The organism is Microbulbifer mixtoriginis (SeqCode) (genome assembly GCF_052467235.1).
On sequence record NZ_CP174305.1, the window covers coordinates 3,301,775 to 3,327,765 of the forward strand.

At 55.0% G+C, this 25,991-nt stretch carries 24 protein-coding genes; 17 read left to right on the forward strand and 7 right to left on the reverse strand.

The genetic code is table 11. The features are described from left to right. Positions 1-53: 53 nt before the first annotated feature. Positions 54-818: a slipin family protein gene (locus ACJJIO_RS14380; RefSeq protein WP_252084790.1), complete on the forward strand. Its 765-nt coding sequence runs from the start codon at positions 54-56 to the stop codon at positions 816-818. 82 nt (positions 819-900) lie between these two features. Here the strand turns inward: ACJJIO_RS14380 and pgi are convergent, their stop codons facing one another. From pgi to nhaC, 4 genes are all read right to left on the reverse strand, one after another. Next, positions 901-2,523, reverse strand: coding sequence for a glucose-6-phosphate isomerase (pgi, locus tag ACJJIO_RS14385; RefSeq protein ID WP_444908869.1), 1,623 nt, complete (start codon positions 2,521-2,523; stop codon positions 901-903). A gap of 311 nt (positions 2,524-2,834) precedes the next feature. Continuing rightward, positions 2,835-3,029 (reverse strand): hypothetical protein, encoded by a 195-nt coding sequence (locus ACJJIO_RS14390; protein WP_252084792.1) that lies wholly within the window; start codon positions 3,027-3,029, stop codon positions 2,835-2,837. Positions 3,030-3,517: 488 nt separating this feature from the next. Beyond that, positions 3,518-4,594: a DUF3549 family protein gene (locus ACJJIO_RS14395; protein WP_444908870.1), complete on the reverse strand. Its 1,077-nt coding sequence runs from the start codon at positions 4,592-4,594 to the stop codon at positions 3,518-3,520. Then, positions 4,587-6,092 (reverse strand): Na+/H+ antiporter NhaC, encoded by a 1,506-nt coding sequence (gene nhaC, locus ACJJIO_RS14400; protein WP_444908871.1) that lies wholly within the window; start codon positions 6,090-6,092, stop codon positions 4,587-4,589. Before nhaC ends, ACJJIO_RS14395 begins: the two co-directional genes overlap by 8 nt. A 327-nt stretch (positions 6,093-6,419) precedes the next feature. On the opposite strand from nhaC, the gene ACJJIO_RS14405 reads away from it, so the two are divergent. The 6 genes from ACJJIO_RS14405 (at position 6,420) to ACJJIO_RS14430 (ending at position 13,850) form a co-directional block, all read left to right on the forward strand. Further along, positions 6,420-7,589, forward strand: coding sequence for a 1-acyl-sn-glycerol-3-phosphate acyltransferase (locus ACJJIO_RS14405; RefSeq protein ID WP_444888193.1), 1,170 nt, complete (start codon positions 6,420-6,422; stop codon positions 7,587-7,589). A gap of 115 nt (positions 7,590-7,704) precedes the next feature. Continuing rightward, a complete protein-coding gene (gene dinG / locus ACJJIO_RS14410) occupies positions 7,705-9,843 on the forward strand; it encodes an ATP-dependent DNA helicase DinG (protein WP_444908872.1) in 2,139 nt (712 codons plus the stop codon). A 105-nt stretch (positions 9,844-9,948) separates the two neighbouring features. Then, a complete protein-coding gene (locus ACJJIO_RS14415; protein WP_444885880.1) occupies positions 9,949-10,272 on the forward strand; it encodes a YqcC family protein in 324 nt (107 codons plus the stop codon). Positions 10,273-10,555: 283 nt separating this feature from the next. Then, positions 10,556-11,248: an ATP-dependent zinc protease family protein gene (locus ACJJIO_RS14420; protein WP_252084798.1), complete on the forward strand. Its 693-nt coding sequence runs from the start codon at positions 10,556-10,558 to the stop codon at positions 11,246-11,248. A gap of 55 nt (positions 11,249-11,303) precedes the next feature. Beyond that, the gene (locus tag ACJJIO_RS14425; protein WP_444908873.1) at positions 11,304-12,836 is read left to right on the forward strand and encodes an inactive transglutaminase family protein; all 1,533 of its coding nucleotides are present in this window, start codon (positions 11,304-11,306) and stop codon (positions 12,834-12,836) included. A gap of 9 nt (positions 12,837-12,845) precedes the next feature. After that, complete coding sequence (locus ACJJIO_RS14430) at positions 12,846-13,850, forward strand: alpha-L-glutamate ligase-like protein (protein ID WP_252084800.1); 1,005 nt, start codon at positions 12,846-12,848, stop codon at positions 13,848-13,850. 52 nt (positions 13,851-13,902) lie between these two features. On the opposite strand, the gene ACJJIO_RS14435 is transcribed toward ACJJIO_RS14430, so the two are convergent. Both ACJJIO_RS14435 and ACJJIO_RS14440 read right to left on the reverse strand, forming a co-directional pair. Next, positions 13,903-15,063: an acyl-CoA desaturase gene (locus ACJJIO_RS14435; RefSeq protein ID WP_444908874.1), complete on the reverse strand. Its 1,161-nt coding sequence runs from the start codon at positions 15,061-15,063 to the stop codon at positions 13,903-13,905. Between the two features lie 216 nt (positions 15,064-15,279). Then, the gene (locus ACJJIO_RS14440) at positions 15,280-15,615 is read right to left on the reverse strand and encodes a fatty acid desaturase (protein WP_444911000.1); all 336 of its coding nucleotides are present in this window, start codon (positions 15,613-15,615) and stop codon (positions 15,280-15,282) included. A gap of 566 nt (positions 15,616-16,181) precedes the next feature. Between ACJJIO_RS14440 and ACJJIO_RS14445 the strand changes: the two genes are divergently transcribed. Next, complete coding sequence (locus ACJJIO_RS14445) at positions 16,182-18,185, forward strand: hybrid sensor histidine kinase/response regulator (RefSeq protein ID WP_444908875.1); 2,004 nt, start codon at positions 16,182-16,184, stop codon at positions 18,183-18,185. Positions 18,186-18,237: 52 nt separating this feature from the next. Here the strand turns inward: ACJJIO_RS14445 and ACJJIO_RS14450 are convergent, their stop codons facing one another. Next, positions 18,238-19,041 (reverse strand): inositol monophosphatase family protein, encoded by an 804-nt coding sequence (locus ACJJIO_RS14450; protein WP_252084804.1) that lies wholly within the window; start codon positions 19,039-19,041, stop codon positions 18,238-18,240. A gap of 135 nt (positions 19,042-19,176) precedes the next feature. Here ACJJIO_RS14450 and trmJ point away from each other — a divergent pair, with 135 nt between their 5' ends. The 9 genes from trmJ to iscX all read left to right on the forward strand — a co-directional run bounded on the left by trmJ (position 19,177) and on the right by iscX (position 25,886). Next, positions 19,177-19,968 (forward strand): tRNA (cytosine(32)/uridine(32)-2'-O)-methyltransferase TrmJ, encoded by a 792-nt coding sequence (trmJ, locus tag ACJJIO_RS14455; RefSeq protein WP_444885875.1) that lies wholly within the window; start codon positions 19,177-19,179, stop codon positions 19,966-19,968. 106 nt (positions 19,969-20,074) lie between these two features. Next, positions 20,075-20,551 (forward strand): Fe-S cluster assembly transcriptional regulator IscR, encoded by a 477-nt coding sequence (iscR, locus tag ACJJIO_RS14460; protein WP_252084806.1) that lies wholly within the window; start codon positions 20,075-20,077, stop codon positions 20,549-20,551. 64 nt (positions 20,552-20,615) lie between these two features. Then, positions 20,616-21,830: an IscS subfamily cysteine desulfurase gene (locus ACJJIO_RS14465; RefSeq protein ID WP_252085971.1), complete on the forward strand. Its 1,215-nt coding sequence runs from the start codon at positions 20,616-20,618 to the stop codon at positions 21,828-21,830. A 27-nt stretch (positions 21,831-21,857) separates the two neighbouring features. Next, positions 21,858-22,280: a Fe-S cluster assembly scaffold IscU gene (gene iscU / locus ACJJIO_RS14470; RefSeq protein ID WP_252084807.1), complete on the forward strand. Its 423-nt coding sequence runs from the start codon at positions 21,858-21,860 to the stop codon at positions 22,278-22,280. A gap of 51 nt (positions 22,281-22,331) precedes the next feature. Then, a complete protein-coding gene (iscA, locus tag ACJJIO_RS14475; RefSeq protein ID WP_435583629.1) occupies positions 22,332-22,643 on the forward strand; it encodes an iron-sulfur cluster assembly protein IscA in 312 nt (103 codons plus the stop codon). A gap of 122 nt (positions 22,644-22,765) precedes the next feature. After that, positions 22,766-23,293, forward strand: a complete 528-nt coding sequence (gene hscB, locus ACJJIO_RS14480) for a Fe-S protein assembly co-chaperone HscB (protein WP_444908876.1) — start codon at positions 22,766-22,768, stop codon at positions 23,291-23,293. Between the two features lie 81 nt (positions 23,294-23,374). Next, positions 23,375-25,246, forward strand: coding sequence for a Fe-S protein assembly chaperone HscA (hscA, locus tag ACJJIO_RS14485; RefSeq protein ID WP_444908877.1), 1,872 nt, complete (start codon positions 23,375-23,377; stop codon positions 25,244-25,246). A gap of 77 nt (positions 25,247-25,323) precedes the next feature. Then, positions 25,324-25,662 (forward strand): ISC system 2Fe-2S type ferredoxin, encoded by a 339-nt coding sequence (gene fdx, locus ACJJIO_RS14490; RefSeq protein WP_152451921.1) that lies wholly within the window; start codon positions 25,324-25,326, stop codon positions 25,660-25,662. 29 nt (positions 25,663-25,691) lie between these two features. Continuing rightward, positions 25,692-25,886, forward strand: coding sequence for a Fe-S cluster assembly protein IscX (iscX, locus tag ACJJIO_RS14495; protein WP_444885872.1), 195 nt, complete (start codon positions 25,692-25,694; stop codon positions 25,884-25,886). Positions 25,887-25,991: the final 105 nt, after the last annotated feature.

A 25,991-nucleotide genomic window follows, 5' to 3' on the forward strand; every position in this document is an offset into this window, starting at 1 on the left:
TGGTGCGAATTTACCCCAGCAAAATTTACAAGCAGTTATAGGGAGAGATAAGCATGGTCAGTTATTTTGTTGGGCTGTTGGTGCTCGCGGTATTACTGCTATTGATGTATGCCATCCGAATCTTGCGGGAATATGAGCGTGCGGTGGTCTTTTTTCTGGGGCGCTTTCAGACGGTGAAAGGACCTGGCCTGATTATCATCATCCCAATTATCCAGACCATGGAGCGCGTGGACTTGCGCACCGTAGTGATGGATGTCCCTACACAGGATGTGATCAGTCGCGATAATGTTTCAGTAAAAGTGAATGCGGTCGTTTATTACCGGGTTGTTAATTCACAGTCAGCGATTATCAATGTTGAATTTTATCACGAAGCTGTCAGCCAACTGGCCCAGACGACGCTTCGATCTGTACTGGGTAAGCATGAGTTAGATGAGATGCTTTCCGAGCGGGACAAACTCAATGTGGATATTCAAAAAATCCTTGATGAGCAAACTGATGCCTGGGGTGTTAAAGTCACTAATGTCGAAATTAAACATATCGACCTGGATGAGAGCATGGTGCGTGCTATTGCCCAGCAGGCTGAAGCAGAGCGGGCACGACGAGCCAAGGTAATTCATGCAGAAGGCGAAGCCCAGGCAGCCTTAAAATTAACAGAAGCTGCCAATCAGCTATCTCAAAATGCTAACGCCATTACTTTGCGCTACATGCAGACCATGATTGATATTGCCGGAGCAAATAATAGCTCAACCATTGTGTTTCCACTTCCACTGGATTTGATTGAGCCTCTATTGAAGCGTGGTGCTGAGGCGCAGAAATAAAGAATTCTCTTTCTCTGTGAAACATAACTAAAAAGGCCACATTTTGATGTGGCCTTTTTAGTGGAGCTCTCTGTAAATGGTCTTACAAGAGCTTTTCCATCAGAGAGCGAGTTGAACTATCCCAATCCTCGGGAACATTTCCATCTGCGGCATTATAAATCTGCGCACTTAACTGTTTGCCTAGCTCTACCCCCCATTGGTCAAATGGGTTAATTCCCATAAGGCAACCGCTGGTGAATACCTTGTGCTCGTAAAGCGCTAACAGAGCTCCCAAGTGATGCGGGTCTAACTTTTCCAGTATCAAAGTATTACTTGGGCGATTACCGGGAATGGCTTTATGTGGTGCCAGCGCATGGGCTTCGCGGTGGGTATAGCCGGCATCCTCCAGTTCCTGGCGGGCTTCGTGCAGGGATTTGCCCCGTAGTAGAGCCTGGCTCTGGCTGATACAGCAAGCCAGTAACCAGCGGTGTTGCTCGCTTAGCTCAGAGGTCGGTTGCTTGATGGCGATAAAATCCGCTGGAATCAGGTCAGTGCCCTGGTGCAATAGTTGATGGAAGGAGTGCTGTCCATTGGTCCCCTCGGAGCCCCAGATCACACTGCCGCTGGGATACTCCAGAGGCTTGCCCTCTTTATCCACGCTTTTACCCAGGCTCTCCATATCCAATTGCTGCATCCAGGCGGGAAATTTGGATAGACGCTGAGCATAGGGCAGAATCACTTGGCTGCTGGCACCCCAGCACTGGCGATACCAGAACTGAATAAGAGCCAGCAATACCGGCAGGTTTTCCTTCAGAGGGGCACTGGCAAAATGGGTGTCCATGCTATGGGCACCGGCCAATAGTTGCTCATAAACGTTGTAGCCGTAGGCCAGGATGATCGGCAGACCAATGGCCGACCACAGTGAGTAGCGGCCACCTACCCAGTCCCACATAGGGAAAATATTTTCTGGGGCAATACCAAAGTCTTGTGCGGCCACAATATTGCTGCTTACGGCAACAAAGTGTTGGGATAAGTGTTTTTCAGTGGCACCCGCCGCTAGTACCCATTGACGTGCACTCAGAGCATTCTCTCGGGTTTCCAGAGTGGAAAAAGATTTAGAGGCAATGATAAAGAGAGTCTCTTCCGGGTTGAGACCTTTGAGGGTATCACTGAGGTCGGCACCATCAATATTTGCTACGAAATGTACTCGAATACTTTCCTTGTGCCATGAGCCGAGAGCCTCAACCACCATACGCGGACCGAGGTCGGAGCCACCGATGCCGATATTGACGATATGGCGAATAGCTTTGCCGCTGAATCCGAGCCACTTTTGCTGATGGATGCTATCGGCAAACCGCTGCATCTGAACGCGGCAGTCAGCCACGGCGCGTTCGTGTTCAGTTTTTGCCACTCCCTGAAAGCGAAGGGCGGTGTGTAGGGCTGGTCGATGTTCGGTATTATTGACATTGGCACCGTCAAGCAGGGCAGCAATCTGGCTGCTCAAATCCTGATCTTCGGCATAGTCGAGTAACAGTTGCAGAGTGTCCTGCCGCAGGTGATTTTTACTGAAGTCCAGATAGATACCAGAGGCTTCGCAGCTAAAACTGGTTGTGCGCTGGGGATCGGTGGCGAAAAGTTCGCGTAAAGACCACTTTTGTTGTTTGAAATGAAATTGGAGTTGTCCAATTGCAGAGGTACGGCTCAGGGCCAGAGCTTCACTTGTCATGTTGATCGTTAATTAACTCTCTTTTGAGTAATTTTTTTCGGTCTTTCCAAGCTGAACGGTGCTTGGTGTCAAAGGGTTGGCAATCCTAACTTATTACTTTCGCGGGGCCAGTATCTGAGACGGTACAGTCTATTACAAGAAAAGAGTCTTCGCTAAGAATGGGGGAGAGAAAAAACAAATGCCGCTCGTTAAAGCGGCATTTGGTGGTGATCCATACTAAATAATGCTTTGTTACTTGTGTGTCTGTCAGTGTAAATTTAGTCAAAACCTCATTTAGTATGAATCACCACGCTGTTCTGCTTGAAACGATTTTACTTCACCACTTTCATGCAGCGTACTCTGTCAGAAGCCATCCAGCAGTCAGCATCTGCAGGGCAGGCCATGGAAACTGGAATTTGTTCAGCACCTGGTGGGCAGTAAGCTGGCGGTGCCGGAGGGCTACAGCAACCTGCTAGAACCAGTGCACTGATAATACCGATTAAGTACTTGGCTGGAGTGAAATTCATCCCCTAACTCCTTTCCGTTGATGTTAGCCATTAGCATAGCCAATAAAACGTCACCTGTTGGTCAGCTTTGTAAAATGTGTTTTACAAAGAAGCCGCCTAATTGAGTGTAATAGGCGCAGGAAAAAAAAAGCTGTCAGGTGCAAAGTCAGGGAGAAGCTTGCGCCAGTTTGTAGGGTTTTAGGCTGTAAAAATAGCGTTTTCTTTCTGAGGTGCTGCTAAGTGTGTTGTTTTTTGTGGCGGTGGAGTGAGTTGAAATTTATTTTTTAATGTTTTTTGTTGCAGTTTTCTTTTGCGGGATTTTAGGTGAACTATTGCTGGAATAGAAGTTAGCGAATGTAAAAATGGCAGTCTTTTATTCGTTGCGCAGATGAGTACTCTTCTTATGAAGATGACGAAAATCATTTACAGGTGGAATGTGTAAAGATAAGGCGTAAATATGGCAATGAGGTAGGCCAAAATTTTGCTACATCATTGCCAGATTGAAGACCCTAGTGAATGGATTTGGGTCCATGAAGGAAATGACCGAAGGCCTGAGCCAGGGTTTCTTCCCGTTCTGGGTCGCGTAATGTACTTAGTAGAGAGGTGCGCACCTTGGGCAGAAACATCAAGTCAGAGAGCAATAAGTTAAAGGTATCCTGGTTATTACTATCTGCCAGTGCATTGAGCCAAAGTTTGGCTAATTGTGGATTTTCTAGGTCTTGGGGGCAGCGGCTGCCGATGGCAGCAAGAAGCTCTATAGACTTAGCCTTGATGCTCTGAGTGCCACTCGATGATTTTTGTGTCAGATGCTTTAAAACTTCTTGCAGTAAAGTGCCGCGTAACCCCTGCGCCGGCGAATGAGAGATACCACGCACTGCAGCGGCAATCAGGGTGAAATCCGGAGTGTCATTGTGTAAAGAGTCATGTGCCCGAGTGGCGATGGCTTCTACCAGCTGGTGATCGACCACTTCATTTTCCAGACAGTGGCACAGATTGACAAAAACTGGCGCAGCAATATGGGACAACTGATTTAACAGAAGCTCTTTCTGGGAGTCCCAGCGGGCTGATAGATCGGCAATTCCCTGTAGGGCCAGGTTATCCCAGCGGGACTTCTGGGGGTTGTGGAAATAGTCGAGTATTGCTGCATAGTGCGCGCTAGGTGTGCGCTTCAGAAGCCGTTGGGTGTGCGCGTGAAATGCAGCTTGGCGCTCGTTGGAAGGGGTATAAAGTAGACCGCTTTGTTGCAGTAATTGGTCCAGCTGCGCTGCGGATTCGGAAGCGGGCGCCTGCTTCAGCTCTTGGGCCAGGGCGCGCAGCAAGCCATCGCGGGCCTGTAGCTGTAGCTTGCCCTGCTCATCGAGGGGAAAGCGCAGGAACCAAACCGCCGGTTCACCACCCTCAACGGGTTGCAGCAAGAGACCACTCCAGGCCTGGCGCAAATAGGGGTGAGGCCAGGCCTTTTGGCCCGCCTCGAAAGCCTCGGCTGTAGACTTTGGTACAGATTGAAGACGCCGGCCCAGATCGAACCAGCGTAATTTAAAGTCCGCCTCTTCTATCAGGGCGCTCAGGGTACCGCTTTCACTCATGACAGCTTTGTAGATTTCCTTCTTTTTTATCGGAGGGTGCTGTGGCCGCAACTGAGATCGGCATCTGCTTAAAGTGCAACCAGCCGTAGGCGATCGCCAGCAACGGGCAGATGATGTTAAACAGGGCATAGGGTAGGTAAGAGAAGGTATAAATGCCAAGGGTAGCCGTCATATAGGCCCCGCAGGTATTCCAGGGGATCAGTACGGAGGTGATGGTGCCGGAGTCCTCCAGTGTACGGGACAGGTTTAGCCCATGCAGGCCCTTCTCTTCAAAGGCTTCTCTGAACATACGGCCCGGAATAATAATTGCCATGTACTGGTCACCAGCGGCGGCGTTCATGCCGAAACAGGTGAATACGGTGGAGGTCACCAAGCCGCCCACGGTTTTAATACGCGACAGAGTCCAATTGACAATCACTTGTAGGAAGCCGGCGCGCTCCATGGCGCCACCGAAGGCCATGGCGGAGGTGATCAGCCACACAGTATTGAGCATGCTGCTCATACCGCCTTTAGAGAGGAGTGCGGCGACATTCTCATTCGTAGAGGTGGATTTATAGCCATCGAACAGGCTGTACCAGGCGCCTTTGAGTGCGGCCAGGGCACCTTCATCTCCCCCCAGACGGCGGGCAGTCTCCGGTTCGAAAATCAATGCGATGGCACAGCCCACCAGGGAGCCGACGATCAACGTGGGGAAGGCGGGGACTTTGCGCCAGGCCATAGCGAGTAGCAAGATCAGAGGCAGCAGGCTGATCAGGGAGATTTTGAATTCGCTCTTCAGGGCAGTAAGTAAAGACTCGATATCCGAGGCGGAAGCAGTGCTGGCCTCAGAAGTGAGGCCGAGATACGCGAACACCACCAAGGCGATAACGAAGGCTGGAATTGCGGTCGACATCATATGGCGGATGTGTTGGAACAGATCGTTCGATGTTACCGCCGCAGCCACGTTGGTCGTGTCAGATAGCGGCGACATCTTATCGCCAAAGTAGGCGCCGGAAATTACCGCACCCGCAGTGATTTCCGGGGACAAGCCAAGAGCACCGGCAATCCCCATAAGAGCCACACCCAGTGTGCCGGCGGTGGTCCAGCTGGAGCCGATGCTAAGACCCACTACGGCACAGATAATACAGCTAGCGGCGTAGAACCATTGGGGCGAGAGAATCTGTACCCCGTAATAAATCATCGATGGCACAGTGCCAGCTAATATCCAGCTGCCGATCAAAGCGCCCACCGCCAGTAGTATCAGAATCGCGCCAAATACCAGGCCTATGCCGTGCAGCATGCCGCCTTCCATATCACTCCAGCTGTGGCCGTTTTTCATGCCCATGAGCGCAACCACGCAGGCACACAACAACAGTGCAATTTGGTTGGGGCCGTAAGAGGAATCGGCGCCATAAAAATACACTGACAGTGACAAGAGTGCGATCAGGATCCCCAGGGGGATCAACGCATCCAGCAGGCTGGGCGTGCGCGGTTCATTAGTGGGGGTGGCTTGAGACAAGGTGGACTCCTGCTTGACTGCGTGGCTTGTGCCGTATTCGTTATCGTTGTTTTTGCCGTCGGCGGCGGTTGTCCCTCCTATTCTCCCGGCTTGGGACGGTGAAGTCTACTTTGAATAGCAATTGGGACAGGAGGACCTTTTTACTGACTGACCCGTCTAACGGTTCTTTCATCGCCTTGGTCATCGATCTGGTCGGGTGAGGTGCTAGCAGTTCGGCGAGGCTTCCGGTATGTTCTGCGCCGATTTCTTATCCCGGCTACCCTGTGGCCGTACAATAAAATGAGCCCGGGCCACGGGTAGATAGTCGGTCCGGCAGGTAGTGATGTCATGAGAGCAAGTGAGTTAGACCCCGCTCAATTTGAGGATATGCGCCCTTATCGCGACGATGAGGTGCGTGCTGTTCTGGACAGGCTGATCGCCGACCCGGAAATGTCCCATGCTGTAGCGCATTTCCTGATCCCCAAACTGGCGCGCCTGGAAGGCCCCCTGGCCTGGCTGGTACGCCAGTTCCTGCGTTTTGAATTCCGCAAAGTGCACGATGTACGTGGTGTACAGGCGATTGTAGAAAAATACATCGACAAGGTGGTGAGCCGCACCACCTCCGGGCTGACAATTTCTGGGCTGGATACCCTGCCGCGGGACCGCGCCTGTCTCTTTGTAAGCAATCACCGGGATATCGCCATGGACCCGGCTTTTGCCATCGTGTCCATGTACAAGGAGGGGCATGAGACCTCCCGAATCGCCATCGGCGATAACCTGCTGGGCAAGCAGTTTGCCGGCGATATTATGAAGCTCAACAAGTGCTTTACCGTTAAGCGCAGTTCTGGCACCCGCAGGGAAAAGCTGCAGTCGGCGACAATGCTGTCTAACTACATCTACCATTCCATCGTGAATGACAATGAGCATGTGTGGATCGCGCAGCGCTCCGGGCGTGCGAAGGATGGTATGGATCGTACTAATCCGGCCTTGGCGGCCATGTTCGCCATGACGAAAGATCGGGATATGCCCTTTGCGGATTTCTGGCGCAAGTTGCACATAGTGCCCCTGTCCATCTCCTACGAGTGGGACCCCTGCGATGCCCAGAAAGCCAAGGAACTCTACATCACCGAACACAAGGACGAGTACAAGAAGGCCAAGAACGAGGATCTGGCCTCCATCGGCAAGGGTGTGATCGGCTTCAAAGGGCGGGTGCACACCGCGTTTGGTACACCGATCGAGGCGGATTTCAATGACGTTAACAGCGTCGCTGAAGAGATTGATCGCCAGATTGTCGGCAATTACACCCTGCATCCCACGAATCTGATCGCCTACGAAATGATCTATGGCGAAGTGTCCGGATTGCCGGTGGGTTACCCGCACAAGCCCTGGGATGCCAGTGAACACCTGGAGACCCGTGAGAAGTTTGAAGCGCGCATGGCCAAGGTCGATGAGCGTTGGCGGGAAAAGGCGATCCAGGCCTATGCCAACCCGGTAGTTTCACGCCTCGCATTTGAATAACTGTTTTGGAATCAGTGTAAGAGGGGCACTCAGCCTCTGCGGTGCTGGTGAGGAGGGGGCGCTTAGTGGATAATAACGCCCCCTGCGCCACCCACTAGCGAATAGACTCTCCCCCGTGCTCAACGATAAACACAAAACTGCCATCCAGGCTGCCTACAGCCAATTCCTGTCCAGCCGTGGCCTCAAGGCCCGTTATGGGCAAAAACTGATGGTGGCGGCTATTGCCCGCACGCTGGGCTCGATTGTGCAAAGTGCCACTGGCGAGCGCGACAGCAGCAAGACAGACGGCGAGCATATCTGTGTGGTGGAAGCCGGTACCGGTACCGGTAAAACGGTCTCCTATTTACTTGCCGCCATTCCCCTGGCCCAGGCCCAGGACAAAACCCTGGTGATTTCCACCGCCACAGTTGCTTTGCAGGAACAGATTATCCACAAGGACCTGCCCGAAGTGATGCGTCACAGTGGCCTCAACTTTGAGTTTACCCTGGCTAAGGGGCGCGGTCGCTACCTGTGCCTGTCAAAATTAGATCAACTACTCTCCAGTTTTTCCGCCAGCGGTACCGGCCTCTCTCTGGGACTCTACGAAGACGAGCTGCCCCAGGTGGGAGAGGACAGTGTTGCCCTCTACCAGAAGATGACTGACAGCCTGACCTCTGGCCGTTGGGATGGTGACCGCGACAACTGGCCGGAAACTATCGAGGCCGATGACTGGGGTCGGATCACTACAGATCACCGTCAGTGTAGCGGCCGTCGCTGCCCCCATGTCACCAATTGCAGTTTCTTTCGCGCGCGCGAGAGCTTGGGCAAGACCCAAGTGATTGTTGCCAATCACGATTTGTTACTGGCGGACCTGGCCCTGGGCGGCGGTGCCATATTGCCTCCCCCAGAAGAGACGATTTACGTGCTCGACGAGGCCCATCACCTGCCGGACAAGGCCCTCAATCATTTCTCACATCACAGCCGTGTCGGCGCCTCCACCGGTTGGCTCGACCAAGCCAACAAGGCCCTTGGCCAGATGTTGGGAGAGATCGGCGATGGTGCCGAACTGGATCGCTGTGGTGAGCAGCTACCGGCGGTGCTCACCTCTGCCAAACAGGGCTTGGAGCAAATGTGGCCGCTGATTGAAGAATTGTGCGAATTTGAGGATGAGCGGGGTAATACCACTCGACACCGCTTCGAGGGTGGAGTGGTGCCGGATTCCATGATGCAGCTGGCGGAAAAGTTGCGCGAGGATTTTGACGAGCTGGAGGGGCTGTTCGGCAAAATGTTGCAAACGGCCCAGCGTATGCTCGAGGACGCTCACTCTCCGGTGCCTATTGTAGATCTGGAGCGTTGGTACCCTCAGCTAGGCAGCTGGTATGGGCGTGCCGAGGCCAATTTGTTGCTCTGGGCCAACTATGCCCGCGCAGATGCCGATGGCGCCCTGCCTCAGGCGCGCTGGGTTACTCTGGTGGATTGGGGTGGTTCGACCGATTTCGAGGTGTGCAGCTCGCCCATCCTGGCCGGCAAGACTTTGGATTACAGCCTTTGGCGGCGCTGCTATGGTGCGGTGCTTACCTCCGCGACGCTCACCGCACTGGGCAAGTTTGACCGCCTGCGCATGCGTGCCGGTACCCCGGAAAATGCCAGCTACCAAGTGGTTCCCAGTCCCTTTGATTTTTCCAGAGCCACTCTGCAGGTTCCCGCTTGTGCCGTGGATGCAGGTAACGCGGACCAGCACACCGATGCGGTGATTGATGCTCTGCCGGAGTTGCTCAAGGACTCTGGTGGTTCCCTGGTACTCTTCTCCTCTCGCCGTCAGATGGAGACGGTCTACGAGGCACTGCCCGGTACCTGGCGCAACCGCATCCTGATGCAGGGGCAGCAGTCCCGTCAGCATTTACTCGACTCACACCGTGAAATCGTCGATGGTGGTGGCAGCAGTGTGTTGTTTGGTCTCGCCAGTTTTGCCGAGGGCCTGGATTTGCCTGGGGATTACTGCAGGCATGTGGTGATTGCCAAGTTGCCTTTCGCGGTGCCCGATGACCCAATAGAGGCGGCCTTGGCAGAATGGATTGAGGCCAAGGGTGGCAATCCATTTATGCAGATCACCGTGCCGGATGCAGCCCTGAAACTGGTACAGGCCTGCGGTCGTTTGTTGCGTGCGGAAGGGGATAGTGGAACAGTCACCTTGCTGGATCGACGTGTGGTGAGCCGTCGCTACGGCCAGGCGATTCTCAATTCACTGCCGCCCTTTAACCGCCATATCGAATAACCTCTTACTCTTTGGTGTGCCCCATTTTCGTCTACAGGTTTGGAATTCCTGCCAGGGGCACTGGGATTACAAGCCGCCCGGCAGGGCGGTTTAGGGATTGGATCTATGCAAGCTATTTACTCTGAAGTCGCCGATCAATTGTTACAGCTCGAAGCCGAGTTGCGCCGCATGGCCCTGTGGCAGGAGGAGGCCCCAACAGCGGAAGCCTTAGCCAGCAGGGAACCTTTCTGTGTAGATACCCTGACTCTGCCGCAGTGGCTGCAATTCATCTTTTTGCCGCGTATGCGCCAGCTAATTGAGGGGCAGATGCCGCTACCGCAACAGTGTGGCATAGCGCCAATCGCGGAAGAGTTCTTCAAAGAGAGGGGAGGCGCTGAGCCTCTGATCAAGATTCTCAAGGGCATCGACGAGCGCCTGCAGCGCGGCTGAGTCCTCCTCTCTGGCGTCCACTGGGCGCCCCACCTCGCTTTCATCTACTTTGTTAGCTATAACGATTCACGGTTGGCCGTCAAATTCTCAAGATCTGGCGCGTGTCACATTGTGGCGCTTGCATCGCTCGACTCTAGGAACATCCCTGTTCACCAAGCTCTTTCATAGGCTAATATCGGCCTTTTGCTTGCGTTGGGAGGAATTTCTGCGCTTGCTACCGTGAACGCTGCGAAGACAGTGCGGTCGGATTGGAATGCTAATGGGGCTAGAGGTAATCGTTAGGATGCAGAAATTTTCCCTTCTGTGGTTATTGGTCGCGGTCCAGTTATTGCTGGGCTGTCAGTCGCTGATGTACCCCGCACAGAGCCAGCAAGGGGCAGAACCCGCTACTGCACAATCGGGCCAATCTCAGGGTGAAATACTCCAGTGCCCAGAGCCTGTGGAGGTGATCTGCGCAGAACCAGAGGTCAGGGTCGTTGAAAAAGTCATCGAACGAACCCTAGAAAAAGTAGTCGAAGTGCCCGTCGCCAAGGACAAACTGGTGCTAGGAGCCGTGGAGAAAATCTCTATCGAGCCCTCCGGTCTGGTAGTTGAGTCTGTGGTGGATACCGGTGCGCCGACAACCACCCTGCGTGCCCAGACACTGACACGCTTTGAGCGCGATGGTGAGGACTGGATCAGAATTCAGCTGGCACTGCCGGAAGTGGATGGTAAGGCGGAAACTTCTACTATCGAACTGCCCATCAAACGCCATATCCGTGCGAACCGTATTGGTTTCCCGAGCCAGCGTCGCCCGGTAGTGGAGATGAATCTCACTGTGGGTGAGGTTACTCATATGGTTGAGGTCAGTCTGACGGATGAGGGCCGCAACGATATTGTGATGGTGCTGGGACGCAATTTCCTCAAAGATGCCGCGGTTGTCGATGTGAGCCGGCGCAATATCCAAGGGCAGCCTCGGGTGTTCGGGAATAAATAGGCCGCTTATTAAGATTAGGTTCCTTTTGGAACCCTAGAGTTACGGGGAAGGGCGAATGTCGCCGCGCGTTCAAGTTTATGTTATTGCGGCATTGCTCGCATTGATCGGGGCGGGTCTCACCGCTTACAAACATTTCGAATTAGGTTTTCCACTGCTGCCGGGTGAATACCGTACTGTCTGGACCATTGAGGCCAAAGTGGGTTTCGATGCGGAGGGCGGCCCGGTAAAAGCTGCGCTGACTTTGCCCCGTGAGCAACGCAATATGGAAATCCTCGGCGAGACTTTCAGTTCCTCCGGTTTTGGCTTTTTTATCGCCCGGGAAAATGATGAGTATCGGGCAGTTTGGACGCGCCGCACCGCCGAGGGACCCCAGTCCCTGTTCTATCGCTTGGATGTGTACCAGACTCCCGGTGCGGCGCTCGAGCAGCCTTTGAATCTCAGCACCCAGGTACAGAAACCTTTCCTCGGTGCACGGGAGCAAGAAGCCGTGCGCCTGGCGATTGATTCGTTGGTTAAGCAGGCCCGCGAGCGCTCCTCCGACGTGGAATCTTTCACCACTCAATTGCTGTTTGAGCTGAACGACGATGGTAATCAGGATCGCAACTTGGTCTTCCGTCACTACACCGATAAATCCCTGGTGGATGTCGCTCTGCTGATGCTGGCCACCGCCGATATTCCCGCGCATCGCATCCGCGGCCTCTACCTTGAGGACGACCGTCGCCGCCTTGCTCCAGAGGATCTGCTCGAAGTTTACGATGGTCAGCGCTGGATTGTTTTCGAGCCAAGCAGCGGCTTGCCCGGAATTCCAGAAAACTTCTTTATCTGGCAGCGCGGTGGCAAGAGTCTACTGGACCTGGAGGGTGGCCGCAATTCGCAGGTGACTTTCTCGGTCATTTCCAATGACGTGCCTGCACGGGATGTCTCCATGCGCAGCACAAAGGGCGAAAAAGAGGCGCTGGTGGATTTCTCCATCTACAGCTTGCCCATCGAGCAACAGAGCATCTTTAAATTGATTTTACTGGTGCCGGTAGGTGCCCTGGTGGTGGTGCTGCTGCGTATCTTTGTCGGCTTGCGCACTTCCGGTACCTTTATGCCGGTACTCCTGGCAATAGCCTTTATTGAAACTCAGCTGCTCACAGGGCTATCAATTTTTGTATTGATCCTGGTGCTCGGATTGTGGGTGCGTTTCTACTTGAGTCGGCTCAATTTGCTCCTTGTGTCGAGGATCGCCGCCGTGGTAGTCACGGTGGTGCTCATTATGGGGGTGATCAGTGTGGTCAGTTATAAGCTCGGAATTGAGCAGGCACTGACGGTGACCTTCTTCCCGATGATTATTTTGGCCTGGACTATTGAGCGCATGTCCATCGTTTGGGAGGAGGATGGCCCCTACGAGGTAATTGTACAGGCCGGCGGCAGCCTGCTGGTGGCTGTTTTGGCCTGGTGGGTGATGACTAACCGCTATGTGGAACACTGGACCTTTAATTTCCCCGAGCTGCTGCTGGTGCTGCTGGCCTTTATCCTGGTTGTGGGTAACTACACCGGTTATCGCCTCAGCGAGCTGATGCGTTTTCGGCCTCTGATCAAGTAGGGGGTTGCGATGCTTCAATTTTCATTCAAGCACATCATCAACAAGGTTCGCGGTGGTATGGTTTCGCCGATGGCCCTGAATGAGATGGGCATACTCGGGATGAATGCACGCAATATCAATTACATTGCGCGCTACAACGATCGGGAAAAATTCCCAATTGTCGACGACAAGCTGAACACTAAACGAGCGGCCAAGCGCGCAGGCATACCAGTACCGGAATTGATCGCAGCCTTTGAAACTCCGGCCAGCCGCAAGCGCGTGATGGAAGTGATCGATCCCTTGTGGAAGTTTGTAATCAAGCCCGCGCGCGGTTCGGGGGGCAAAGGTATCCTGGTCATTGCCGGGCGCGATGGGGATAAGTACAAGAAGATTTCCGGCTCTGAAGTTGAAGCCCTGGATATTCTGCGTCACGTTAACAATATTCACAGTGGCCTCTACAGCCTCGGCGGCAAGCCTGACCGGGTAATGGTGGAGGCTCTGGTGGATTTCGACCCGGTGTTTCAGGATTACTCTTTCGAGGGAGTACCGGATATTCGCGTGATTGTGTTTCGCGGTTTTCCGGTGATGGCAATGCTGCGCTGTTCTACCCATAGCTCCGATGGTAAAGCTAATCTGCACCAAGGCGCTGTAGGAGTGGGTATCGACCTGGCCACTGGCAAGAGCTGCCACGCTGTACAGCGCGGCTTACGCATCCAGCACCACCCGGATACCAAGATGTCTTTCGGTGAGCTGAAGGTTCCGGGTTGGTACGATCTGGTGCGTCTGGCGGCGAGCTGTTATGAAATGACCGGTCTCGGCTATCTCGGTTGCGATATCGTTTTGGATCGCGAGCGCGGTCCGCTATTACTCGAAGCCAATGCTCGTCCCGGTCTCGCAATTCAGGTAGCTAACGGTGTGGGTCTGCGCCAGCGCCTGCGTTTTATCGAGGGGCTGGATGAAGAGATGCTCGAGAAAGGGGTGGACGAGCGGGTGGCGTATTCCATGCGTGAATTCGCTGCGGAAAAAACCCTTTAACCCACTCGAAGGCAGTTGCCTATTGCCACTTTCCAGCATTTTCGCAGCACTGTTAGGAGGATGTGGCTGAATCCGTCTGGCACTGCTTTATCAGTCTACTCAGACGCCGGCTCTGCATTTTCAAGCCGAACTCTAACTCCTTAACCTTGTTTTGAATTGCCAGCGAACGCCACTTCTCCGCGATCTTATCCCCGCGGCACTGGGCGCGCTGTAACTGCAGGTTTTTCCAGTTTTCCAGAGCCCTGGCGAATTGTATGGCCTCGTTCTCCAATAGTTTTAACCAGTCCTCCCGGTGTGCGCTGCCTCCGAGCTTCTCCTCCGCCTGGCTGAACTGCACTGACAGTTTGGCTTTCTGTATTTGTACCGCTGAGGGGGTTTTTAGGTCGTTGGTGATACCGATCCAACTGAACAGCTTGATCATCCATTTAGTTGGGTCGTACGCAAACCAGCCTACGCCATTGCGATAATCGGCAGGAAAGGCGTGGTGGTAGTTGTGGTATCCCTCACCGAAAACCAACAAGTTCAGAAAGATATTATCTCGTGCACTGATATCGTTTTTGTAGGGGCGTTTGCCCCACATGTGCGCCAGAGAGTTGACCAAAAAAGTTGTGTGGTGATTGACTACGATACGGAGTACTCCAGCGAGCAATAGCATACCGATCACATCGCCGGTGAGAAGCCCAAGCACTAGAGGAATACCCAGATTCATACTGAGGGTGATGGGGATATAGTGATTGTGTTGCCACATCACGATCTTGTCGCGCTTCAGATCCCCGACATTTTTATAATCCAAGTGGCTGCTTGGATATTCGTGCATCATCCAGTCGATATGAGAAAACCAGAAGCCGCGCATTGCTGAGTAGGGGTCGCGATCATTGTCATCAATATGGCGGTGATGCAAGCGGTGCGCAGCGCTCCAGGTCAGGGTGGAGTTTTGTAGGGCAGCCGCGCTGAACAAGGCAAAGAACAGGCGTAGAGACCAGTGGGCTTTATAGCTTCTGTGAGACCAGAGCCGGTGATTGCCTGCTGTTACCGAGAGACTGCACAAGGCGGCTAATAGTGCGAAGGCGAGCCACTGGTACCAGTGATATCCAACCATCAGCCCGTAGATGGGCACGGCGGTCAGGGCCAGGAAACCTGTACTGGCAAACAGCACTGTGGGAACCCAAAAGCATTTGCGCTTGGTTGTGGATGTTGGTGAAGTAGTATTCATAATTCGAGCCTGTTTGTGAAACGGCCTCGGGAAGCCCCGTATAGTTAGTGGCGCAATTTTTCTATGAAGTTATTTGGCGGTGTATTTCTGGGGATAATTTCCAGTTACCAATACGATGCTACACAGAGAATATAGATAATTATTGTGAGGAGGCGCAGTGCGCTTTTTGCAGCCATCCATACTGCCAAGTGATACCCAGCCAACTGAGGCCCTTTATCAGCCCTTTAGTCTAGTCGGGTCGTACGCAAACCAGCCTACGCCATTTCGATAGTCTTTGGGAAAGGCGTGATGGGAGTTTTGATAGCCCTCGCCAAATGCAAAAGTATGGATAACAGGGTTGTCCCGGGCCGAAATATCGCCCTGAACTTTCTTTTGCTCCAGTGGTGGCCCCAAAGAGTTGAAAGCGAAGGCGGCATGGTGATTGATTACCATGCGCAAAACACCTGCCAGCAAAAACATGGCGACAATACCTCCGGTAATCAGACCGAGGATTAGGCCGAAAGCAAAGTTCATACTGGCGGCGATCAGCAGAGAGTGGCGGTGTTGCCCCATCACAATGTTGTCCCACTAAAGGCCTTTGGCATTGTTCTACCTAAAGGATATTTGTGGATCATCCAATCTAGTGGCGCACAGAATTTCTCAGAGGGATTTTTTTACATCAGGCCTCTAGTGGTTGCTGTCCTTGGCAGGTTGCGCCTCTTTTTGGTGCGATATTTAGGTTTTTTGGCACTTGTTGGTTCATATTGCTTGGTCGCCAGGAAAAAAAGAGATCGGCCACCGCAAAATCCTACGAGAAAGTTGGCATACCGATTGCAGCATTAGAAACGTACGGGACGCATGACCCGTACTTCGGGGAGTTTGCATGGGGTTATGGCAAACCGTTTCCAATGAGGAACTTCCCGTTTTCTCTCATCATCGCTGATTATGGCCCCGCTCTGCGGGGCCTTTTTTATTCTTCTATCCCTCTTTCCAAGCGCTCCCACTCGAAAAAAATTTTATTTTTGTGACTCTGTGTGGAATTCTGATTGGCACTAATGCTTGGTAAATAGACGCCCTTTTCGCGCCTAGGTATAAATGCCCCTTTTTTTTGCCAGCAATGCCAACGAATCGAGTTAAGCGTGTCCGAATTTCAGAACCCCGTTCCGCCCCATCTCCCTTTCCTGCTGGCAACTCCAGAGGAGTTGCACTCTCTGGATGTTCTGGAGCTCACACACCAAACCGGTCGCCTGCAGGGGCTGATGATGGATGTGGATTGCGGCCTGTGGGAGTGGCACCTAAATAGTGGCGCCCAGCGCGCTCAGGGGGATATCTGGCATTTGTTTGCCGATAGTGCTGATCGCGCCCTTCAGGGTCTGTGGTCTGGCGCCGAGTTGCACCCGGTGCATTCTGATGAGCGTCACCGTATTTTGGCGTTACGCAAAAGGATCGCCAGCGAGGGTGGCTACTTCGATATCGCTTTTCGCGCCTACGATATCTCCGGACAAATGCGCTGGCTGCGCTTTTGTGGCCGGGCTACCACCAGTGCTGATGGCAGCGAGGTGATCGCGATTGGCACTTGTGCCGATTATAGCGAGGCACTTTCGCAGCGCTATCTGACCAATCTACCCAGTGAGCGACCGCTGCAGGCGTTGTCCGGGGTGGGAGATGGTTTGTGGGAATGGGATTTACGCGCCGATGAAATGGTACTCGATGACGCCTGTTGGGGGATTCTCGGCTACGAGGTGAGCCCGATTCGCAGTATTGGGCGCTCTGCTGCGGAGCAATGGAAAGCGCGTATTCTCACCGAGGATATAGCCAGGGTGGAACAATCCATGTTGGACCATGTGCGCGACCGGCTGCCCCTGGATGTGGAATTCCGCCTGTGGCGCTCCGATGGCAGCTTGGTATGGGTTCGCTGTCGCGGCAAGGCCCAACTGGACAGCCGTGGTCAACCGGTGCGGGTGTTCGGGGTTTTACAGGATGTTAGCGCTGGACGTGAGAGCCAGGCGCGGCTGGAACGGGAGTTGCACCAGCAACGTGAGGAAAATGCCCATCGAGCCGATCTTTTATTCAGCCTGAGCCACGAGCTGCGGACCCCTCTCAACGCCATTTTGGGATACAGCCAAATGGTGGAACTGGATCAGAGCTTGAACTCCGACCAACGCCAGCGGCTTGGGGAGATTCGCCGAGCGGGTCAACACCTATTGCACCTGGTGGGGGATGTGCTGGAGCTCGCCCGTATCGACAGTCGGCGGCTTGGCCCCTCAATGGAGTCGGTGCGCCCGGTGGAATTAGTGGCCGAATGTAAGCGCCTGCTGGAACCACTGGCGGAGACCCGCCGGGTCAGTCTGGTCTACGAGCCTCTCGGCTGGGAATCCGCCTATATCTGCGCTGATCCGGTACGTTACAAGCAAGTGGTTCTAAACCTCGCCGGCAATGCAGTGAAATACAACCGGGATAACGGCAGGGTCATTATTAATTTTACTCCCCAGGCAGAGGGTTGGCTGCGCTTGAGTATTCTCGATACCGGTAAGGGCATTTCTCCGGATCGGCGCAGCGAGGTGTTCGAGCCCTTTAATCGTTTGGGGGAGGAAAAGGGCCATATAGAAGGGACCGGCGTGGGTCTGGCAATTGCCAAGCGGCTCACCGAGGCTATGGGTGGGCGAATCGACTTTGATAGTCAGGAGGGGCAGGGCTCAGTTTTCTGGATCGAATTCCCTATGATCGATGCGCCCGATGCCCTTATGAGCTTTTCCGCTCATCCACAGGAGCCTCCGCAGTTGCCGGAGGGGCGCGTGTTACTTGTGGATAACCGCCCTGCTGCGGCCGACCAGCTAAAGGAAATGCTGAAGGAGAGTCCCCAGGTTCAGTGCCTGATTGCCACCGATGTGGTGGAGGCAATTTTTATCGCGCGAACGCAGCGTCCCGATGTACTGTTGTTTCACAGTGAGGTGCCGGGCATGTCCGCTGCGGACCTAATCTCTATTTTGCAGGAGGATATCGCCACCAGAGCCATGCGCTTTGTACTAGTTGGTGAAAAACCCAGTGGGGAGAACTATCCGGCACTGCCGGCAGAGTTTGACTTTATGCAGTTGTCGCGTGTGCTGGCGGAAACCCTTGGGCGGGCCGGTCGGTCAGTTTAGCGGCACCGTAACAGCTGGCCCGGCAGTCGCCGGGCCAGTGAGCGAATAAAGCTTAGCGCACGGAGCCCAGGTGCTTACCGACGATCTGCACCAGCGGCTTGAAGACTTTGGGGGTGGCACAGACCAGATTGCCGGATTCAAGGTAGTCCTCTCCACCGCGGAAGTCGCTGATCAAACCGCCGGCCTCTTTGACCAGTAGCGAGCCTGCAGCAATATCCCAGGTATTCAGATACATCTCCCAGAAACCGTCGAAGCGCCCGGCCGCTACATAGGCCAGGTCCAGTGCTGCGGCGCCGGGGCGGCGGATGCCGGCGGTCTGCCCGGCGATCTCTTTCAAAGCGCCCAAGTAAGGGTCGATGTTTTCCAGAGCGGGGCCATTGAAGGGTAGGCCGGTGCCAATTAGAGCGCCGCGTAGGCCCTGGCGGGGGGAAACACGGATGCGACGGCCGTTAAGGGCCGCGCCGCGACCGCGGCTCGCGGTGAATTCTTCGCGCTTAATCGGGTCGAGAACCACCGCGTGCTCAATGCGGCCGCGGTAGCGGCAGGCGATAGATACCGCAAACTGGGGTACGCCGTGGATAAAGTTGGTGGTGCCATCGAGAGGGTCGATAATCCACTCGTAGTCGGGCTCGGCGCCTTCGATCAGGCCACTCTCTTCAGCGCGGATGCTGTGCTTGGGGTAGGCTTTGCGCAGGTGATAAATAATCTCCTGTTCGCTGGCCTTGTCCACTTCGGTGACGAAATCGTTGCGCGCCTTTTCCTCGAATTTCATTAGGTCGCCGCGCTCCCAGGCCCGTTCGATCAATTCTCCGGCCTTGCGCGCTGCGCGCAGGGCAATATTTAGCATGGGTTCCATAACTATTCCGCACTAAGTGGTTGAAGTGGTTAAAAAGCAGACCGCGGGTTAACCGCAGCGGACGCGATTGTATGGATTCCCGCTCCTTTTTGCTACACTCGCGCGCCCCCATGACACCGAATTATTACTTTCAGTATGGCCAAGTCCCCATTAGACACGACTCCGCTCAGTGCGCTCGACAATGTGCGTGTGGTTCTGGTTAACAGTGCCCACCCAGGAAATATTGGCGGCGCGGCGCGCGCCCTGAAGAATATGGGCCTGAGCCAGCTCTATCTGGTTGCACCGCGGGAATTCCCTGCGGCCAATGCCGTATGGCGCGCCGCTGGTGCGGCGGAGCTGCTCGACAGTGCAGTAGTAGTGGACACTCTGGAAGAGGCGGTGGCGGATTGCGGCCTGGTGGTGGCCACCAGTGCCCGCGAGCGACGTATTCCCTGGCCTCTGCTGACACCGCGCCAGTGCGGTGAGCGCGCAGTGGCCGAGGCCTCCAGCCACCCGGTGGCGCTGGTGTTTGGTCGCGAAGACCGCGGCCTGACCAATGAAGAGCTTCAGGCGTGCAATTACCATGTGCATATTCCGGCCAACCCCGAGTACAGCTCTCTAAACCTGGCGACCGCCGTACAGGTGCTTTCTTATGAGGTGCGTATGGCGGCGCTAGAAGCAGAGAAAGGCGAGCCTGTGAGTTATGCAGACTGGGATCGCCCACCGTCCAAAGCCAGCGATATGGAGCTCTATTTTGAGCACCTCCAGCAAGCTTTAGGTGAACTGGGCTTTATCGATCCGGATAACCCTCGCCAGACTATGACCCGACTGCGTAGGCTGTACAGCCGTGTGCGCCCGGATGATATGGAGCTGGGTATCCTGCGCGGCATGCTCACCTCCATCCAGAACTATATTCACCGCTCTGGTGGCAAGGGGCGCCCAGACTAGTTGAGTACCCGAGTACTTTGCTTGGTTATATACTTGACTAAGGTGCTGGGTTATTTCATACTCGCGCCCCGATCGGAAAAGGGCTGTTCATCAGTTGGGAGCTGGTATGCGTTTAACAACCAAAGGCCGCTATGCGGTAACCGCCATGCTGGATCTGGCGTTGCATGCAGAGCGTGGGCCGATCAGCTTGGCAGATATTTCCAAACGGCAGGGCATCTCCCTGTCCTATCTGGAACAGTTATTTTCCCGCCTGCGGCAATCCGGACTGGTGTCCAGTGTGCGCGGTCCCGGCGGTGGTTATCGTCTAGCGCGCGATGGCGAAGAGATTTTTGTGGCTCAGATCATTGATGCAGTCAATGAATCGGTGGATGCCACCAGCTGTGGCGGCAACGCCGATTGCGCCAATGGCGAACAGTGTCTGACCCATTACCTCTGGTCAGACCTGAGTGATCAGATTCACGGTTTCCTGAGCGGAATCAGCCTGGCCAACTTGGTGTCTCGCGCCGAGGTACAGGAAGTGGCACGCCGCCAGGATATGCGCGAAGCGCCGGAAGAGCGGGTCGCCGTACTCGGCGGCTTGTAAATATCGGCCACAACTGTGGCCAAAGCGGAATATTTGAGAATTATTGAGCGGAAACGGTATGACTATGAAGCTTCCCATCTACCTGGATTATTCAGCTACCTGTCCGGTTGACCCGCGTGTCGCTGCAAAGATGGCAGAGCAGCTGACGATGGAAGGCAACTTCGGTAACCCGGCTTCAAGGTCTCACCTGTACGGCTGGAAAGCCGAAGAGGCGGTGGAAAATGCCCGTCGTCAGGTGGCTGAGCTGATTAATGCTGACCCCCGCGAGATCGTCTGGACCAGTGGTGCCACCGAGTCCGATAACCTGGCGATCAAAGGTGCGGCGCACTTCTATCAGGGCCGCGGCAAGCACATCATCACCTCCAAGATTGAGCACAAGGCAGTACTAGACACCTGTCGCCAGCTGGAGCGTGAAGGCTTCGAAGTAACCTATCTGAACCCCCGTGAAGACGGCATCGTGACCCCGCAACAGGTTGAGGAAGCGCTGCGTGAGGACACCATTCTGGTGAGCCTGATGCACGTGAACAACGAAATCGGTGTAATTAACGATATCGCCGCGATCGGTGAGCTGTGTCGCTCGCGCAAAATTATTTTCCATGTAGACGCGGCGCAAAGCGCAGGCAAACTGCCTATCGACCTGCAGGAGATGAAGGTCGATCTGATGTCCTTCTCCGCCCACAAAATCTACGGCCCCAAAGGTATCGGCGCACTGTATGTACGCCGCAAACCCCGCGTCCGTCTGGAAGCGCAGATACACGGTGGCGGCCACGAGCGCGGTATGCGTTCCGGCACTCTGCCGACTCACCAGATTGTCGGTATGGGTGAAGCCTTCCGCATCGCCAAAGAGGAAATGGTGCAAGAGGGCGAGCGTCTGGTTTCCCTGCGCAACCGCTTCTGGGATCAGATCAAAGATATGGAAGAAGTCCATATCAATGGTTCCGCCGAACAGCGTGTACCGGGCAACTTGAACGTGAGCTTTGCCTTTGTAGAAGGCGAGAGCTTGATTATGTCCCTGCGCGATCTGGCAATTTCCTCCGGTTCCGCCTGTACCTCCGCCAGTCTCGAGCCCAGCTACGTGCTGCGCGCCCTGGGTGTAAACGATGAGCTGGCGCACAGCTCCCTGCGTTTCAGCTTCGGCCGTTTCACCAGCGAGCAGGACGTGGACACCGCCGCGGCCGCCGTGCGCAAGGCAGTGGAGAAACTGCGTGAATTGTCGCCGCTTTGGGATATGTACAAAGACGGTGTGGACCTGAACAAGATTGAATGGGCCGCTCACTAAGCGCGCACAAGAGTTAGGAGAAAAGTCATGGCCTATAGCGATAAAGTAATTGACCACTACGAACACCCCCGCAATGTCGGGCGCATGGACGACAAGGCGGACAATGTAGGCACCGGTATGGTGGGTGCGCCCGCTTGTGGTGATGTGATGCGCTTGCAGATCCAGGTGAACGACGCGGGTGTGATTGAAGACGCCAAGTTCAAAACCTACGGTTGCGGTTCCGCTATCGCCTCCAGCTCCCTGCTCACCGAGTGGGTGAAGGGTAAGACGATCGATGAGGCGGAGCAGATCAAAAATACCGCTATCGCCGAGGAACTGGCGCTGCCACCGGTGAAAATTCACTGTTCCGTGCTGGCCGAAGATGCAATCAAGGCCGCTGTACGCAACATCCGTGAAAAGCGCGGTGAGTCTGCCGAAGCCGCTGACGCGCCGGAATCCGCCGCAGGTTAACCACCGGGCCCAGGGCCCAATAGCAGTGAAGGTATTGTTTTGGCTATTACTATGACCGAGGCCGCTGAGGCTCATATCAAGAGTCAGCTGGCCAAGCGCGGTAAGGGAATCGGCATTCGTGTGGGTGTTAAGACCGCCGGGTGTTCAGGCCTTGCCTATGTACTGGAATTTGTCGATTCGGCAGAGGCCGAAGACGTGGTATTCGAGCAGGATGGAGTAAAGCTGATCGTAGACCCCAAGAGTCTGGTTTACCTAGACGGTACCCAGCTCGATTTCGTTAAAGAAGGGCTCAACGAAGGCTTCACCTTCACCAACCCCAACGTCAAAAACGAGTGTGGCTGCGGCGAGAGTTTCCACGTCTGAGCGTGGCCCGCTTCAGCGAGGCCGGATGCACTGCGCATGCCGGCCTTTTTATTGGCCCGGCAGTTGCCGGGTGCGGCGCCGCCGCCCAGTTTTTAAGGCCCAGTGCCGGCAGGTGAACTGAGATGGCAACCAACCTGACCCATTTTGAAATATTCGGGCTTGACCCCGCCTTTGAACTCGATCGCAGTGCTCTGTCCGCACGCTATCGGGAATTGCAGCGGAAATTCCACCCGGATAAATACGCTTCCAAATCCGAGCGCGAACAGTTGCTCGCTATTCAAATGGCTGCGCAGATCAATGAAGCCCACACGGTACTTCGCGATCCGGTGCAACGCGCTGCTTACCTGCTCAAGTTGGCTGGGGTGGAAGTGCCACCTGAGCAGACTACTGCCGATACAGAGTTCCTGATGCAGCAGATGCTGCTGCGCGAGCGCCTGGAGGATGTGCGCGAGCAAGCAAATCCCACTGTTGCCCTGGAGGAACTCGCCGAAGAGGTGGATGACCTCTACCGCGGTGCGCAGCGGCAATTTGCTGGGGCCTATGCCGCGGGCAAGTTCAGCGAAGCAGAAGACGCCCTGCGCAAGCAGCAATTCCTGGTCAAGCTGCAGTCGCAAGTGGAAGAGCTGGAAGCTGATCTGTTCGGCGATTAAACAAGCGCTACCAGAAAATAAACCGGGATCAGGCACAGGCGGTGCCAACGCGATAAATCCCGCTGATAGAAGAGATAAGTAATGGCATTACTGCAGATTTCCGAGCCGGGACAGAGTCCCGACCCCCATCAGCGCAAATACGCGGTGGGCATCGACTTGGGCACCACCAACTCACTGGTGGCCACGGTGCGCAGCGGCTCGGCAGAGGCCATTGCGGCAGAGGATGGCAGTGTCATCCTGCCCTCGGCGGTGCACTACAGCTGCGACGGTATTGCCGTTGGTAGCGAGGCGCGTCTGCGTGCTGCTGCTGATCCCTACAACACCATGCTGTCGATCAAGCGCTTGATGGGCCGTGGGGTCGCCGATGTAAAAAGCCTGGGCGAGCAGCTGCCCTATCATTTTTCCGATACCGATGGCGGCATGCCCACTATTGAAACTGCCGCCGGCCCGGTCAACCCGGTGCAGGTGTCTGCGGAAATCCTTAAGAAGCTGGCCCAGCGTGGCCGCGATGCACTCTACGGCAAAGTGGATGGCGAGCTCGACGGCGCAGTGATTACCGTGCCGGCCTATTTTGATGATGCCCAGCGCCAGGCGACCAAGGACGCGGCCAAGCTGGCCGGCCTGAAGGTGCTGCGCCTGCTCAATGAGCCGACTGCCGCGGCGGTAGCCTATGGCCTCGATCGGGGGGAAGAGGGCGTGATCGCTGTCTATGACCTGGGCGGCGGCACCTTTGATATTTCAATCCTGCGGCTGTCCCGCGGTGTTTTTGAGGTAATGGCCACCGGTGGCGATACGGCCTTGGGTGGCGATGACTTCGACCGCATTATTGCGGCCTGGATCGCCGAGCAAGCGGGTTTGGGCACCGATCTGGATGCGTCGACTCAGCGGTTGTTGCTGGACAGTGCCTGCGCTGCTAAGGAGTCGCTGAGTGGTGCCGAGCAGGTAGAAATACACCATGGGGACTGGCGTGGCGTGCTCGACCGGGCGACCATGGCCTCGTTACTGGACCCCATGATCGACAAGACCCTGCGCGCCTGTAAACGCGCCCTGCGCGATGCCGATATCGGTGTGGATGAAGTGCAGGAAGTGGTCCTGGTGGGTGGTTCCACTCGGACTTTGCGGGTGCGTGAGCGGGTCGAAGACTATTTTGGCCGTGCGCCCCATGCGGAAATCGACCCGGATCAAGTGGTAGCCATTGGCGCCGCCCTGCAGGCCGATGTGTTGGTGGGCAATAAATCCGACGACGACCTGCTGCTGCTGGATGTAATCCCGTTGTCTCTGGGTATTGAGACCATGGGTGGACTCACCGAGAAGTTGATTGCGCGCAATACCACCATTCCGGTGTCTAAAGCTCAGGAATTCACCACTTTCAAAGATGGTCAGACCGCCATGGCGATTCATGTGGTGCAGGGTGAGCGAGAGCTGGTTAGCGACTGCCGCTCGTTGGCACGTTTCGAATTGCGCGGAATTCCTCCAATGGTGGCGGGTGCCGCTCATATTCGCGTGACCTTCCAGGTGGATGCGGATGGCTTGCTATCGGTGACTGCCATGGAGAAGAGCAGTGGTGTTAGTGCAGATATCGTAGTGAAGCCTTCCTACGGCCTGGAGGATAAGGACATAGCGCGCATGCTGCAGGAATCCTATACCCACGCCGCCGAGGATATTGCCCTGCGTGCTTTGCGCGAGGCGCAGGTTGAGGCGGAGCGGACTTTAGAGAGCTTGCTGATGGCCCTGCGTGAAAACGGTGCCGAGCTGCTGGAAGAGCATGAGCTGAGTGAGTTGGAGCATGCAATGGAAGCTCTGCGCTTGGCCCATAACGGGGGCGATGCCGATGAGATTCGTCAGCGTATGGAGACCCTTAACCAGCTGTCAGAGCCCTTTGCGGCCAAACGTATGGATGCTTCTATCAAGCGCGCCATGCGCGGCCACAGCCTGGATGAATTTGATAAATAAGCGGTGGGCGCCTAGCCCGCACAACTTGCGGCCGGGGCTTGCCCCCGTCGGATTGAGACCATAGAGAGTCAGTACCCATGCCGAAGATAGTATTTTTACCCCACCCGGAAATGTGCCCTGAAGGTAAAGTGGTGGAAGCGGAGAGCGGTGTCAGTGTAATTGATGCGGCACTGGCCAACGATATCGAGATCGAGCACGCCTGCGAGAAGGCCTGTGCCTGTACTACCTGCCATGTGATTGTGCGCGAAGGCTTCTACTCCCTGGAGGAGCCCGATGAGCTGGAAGAAGACCTGCTGGACAAGGCTTGGGGCTTGGAGCCCGAGTCGCGCCTGTCTTGTCAGGCGATCGTTGAAGATGAAGATCTGGTGGTGGAAATTCCCAAATACACCATCAACCAGGTATCGGAAAAGCACTGAGTACCGCGGGTAGTGAGGAAGCCAAAACAATGAAGTGGACCGATATTCACGATATCGCTATTGAGCTCTGCGAAGCCCATGAAGATGTGGACCCGCTCACGGTCAATTTTGTCGACTTGCGCAACTGGGTGATGGCGTTACCTGAGTTTGATGACGAGCCGGGCCGTTGTGGTGAAAAGATTCTGGAGGCTATTCAGGCCGCCTGGATTGAGGAACGCGAGTAGTCAGAATGGGTTTAAGGGGGTATTGGTATTGGAGTACAAAAGTCGATCAATACCCCGTATAATCCGCCGGCCGCGAAATGCGGTGATCAAAAATTGAGTACCCCC

Bases quoted from the DNA above. Each gene is read 5' to 3' on its own strand.
- ACJJIO_RS14425 (WP_444908873.1), top strand. From the start codon at position 11,304: ATGTCGCCGCGCGTTCAAGTTTATGTTATTGCGGCATTGCTCGCATTG.
- ACJJIO_RS14380 (WP_252084790.1), top strand. From the start codon at position 54: ATGGTCAGTTATTTTGTTGGGCTGTTGGTGCTCGCGGTATTACTGCTA.
- ACJJIO_RS14415 (WP_444885880.1), top strand. From the start codon at position 9,949: ATGCAAGCTATTTACTCTGAAGTCGCCGATCAATTGTTACAGCTCGAA.
- ACJJIO_RS14440 (WP_444911000.1), bottom strand. From the start codon at position 15,615: ATGGGGCAACACCGCCACTCTCTGCTGATCGCCGCCAGTATGAACTTT.
- iscX (WP_444885872.1), top strand. From the start codon at position 25,692: ATGAAGTGGACCGATATTCACGATATCGCTATTGAGCTCTGCGAAGCC.
- iscR (WP_252084806.1), top strand. From the start codon at position 20,075: ATGCGTTTAACAACCAAAGGCCGCTATGCGGTAACCGCCATGCTGGAT.
- iscU (WP_252084807.1), top strand. From the start codon at position 21,858: ATGGCCTATAGCGATAAAGTAATTGACCACTACGAACACCCCCGCAAT.
- ACJJIO_RS14390 (WP_252084792.1), bottom strand. From the start codon at position 3,029: ATGAATTTCACTCCAGCCAAGTACTTAATCGGTATTATCAGTGCACTG.
- ACJJIO_RS14430 (WP_252084800.1), top strand. From the start codon at position 12,846: ATGCTTCAATTTTCATTCAAGCACATCATCAACAAGGTTCGCGGTGGT.
- ACJJIO_RS14435 (WP_444908874.1), bottom strand. From the start codon at position 15,063: ATGAATACTACTTCACCAACATCCACAACCAAGCGCAAATGCTTTTGG.
- ACJJIO_RS14395 (WP_444908870.1), bottom strand. From the start codon at position 4,594: ATGAGTGAAAGCGGTACCCTGAGCGCCCTGATAGAAGAGGCGGACTTT.
- ACJJIO_RS14420 (WP_252084798.1), top strand. From the start codon at position 10,556: ATGCAGAAATTTTCCCTTCTGTGGTTATTGGTCGCGGTCCAGTTATTG.
- fdx (WP_152451921.1), top strand. From the start codon at position 25,324: ATGCCGAAGATAGTATTTTTACCCCACCCGGAAATGTGCCCTGAAGGT.
- iscA (WP_435583629.1), top strand. From the start codon at position 22,332: ATGACCGAGGCCGCTGAGGCTCATATCAAGAGTCAGCTGGCCAAGCGC.
- ACJJIO_RS14450 (WP_252084804.1), bottom strand. From the start codon at position 19,041: ATGGAACCCATGCTAAATATTGCCCTGCGCGCAGCGCGCAAGGCCGGA.
- ACJJIO_RS14405 (WP_444888193.1), top strand. From the start codon at position 6,420: ATGAGAGCAAGTGAGTTAGACCCCGCTCAATTTGAGGATATGCGCCCT.
- hscB (WP_444908876.1), top strand. From the start codon at position 22,766: ATGGCAACCAACCTGACCCATTTTGAAATATTCGGGCTTGACCCCGCC.
- trmJ (WP_444885875.1), top strand. From the start codon at position 19,177: ATGGCCAAGTCCCCATTAGACACGACTCCGCTCAGTGCGCTCGACAAT.
- ACJJIO_RS14465 (WP_252085971.1), top strand. From the start codon at position 20,616: ATGAAGCTTCCCATCTACCTGGATTATTCAGCTACCTGTCCGGTTGAC.
- pgi (WP_444908869.1), bottom strand. From the start codon at position 2,523: ATGACAAGTGAAGCTCTGGCCCTGAGCCGTACCTCTGCAATTGGACAA.
- hscA (WP_444908877.1), top strand. From the start codon at position 23,375: ATGGCATTACTGCAGATTTCCGAGCCGGGACAGAGTCCCGACCCCCAT.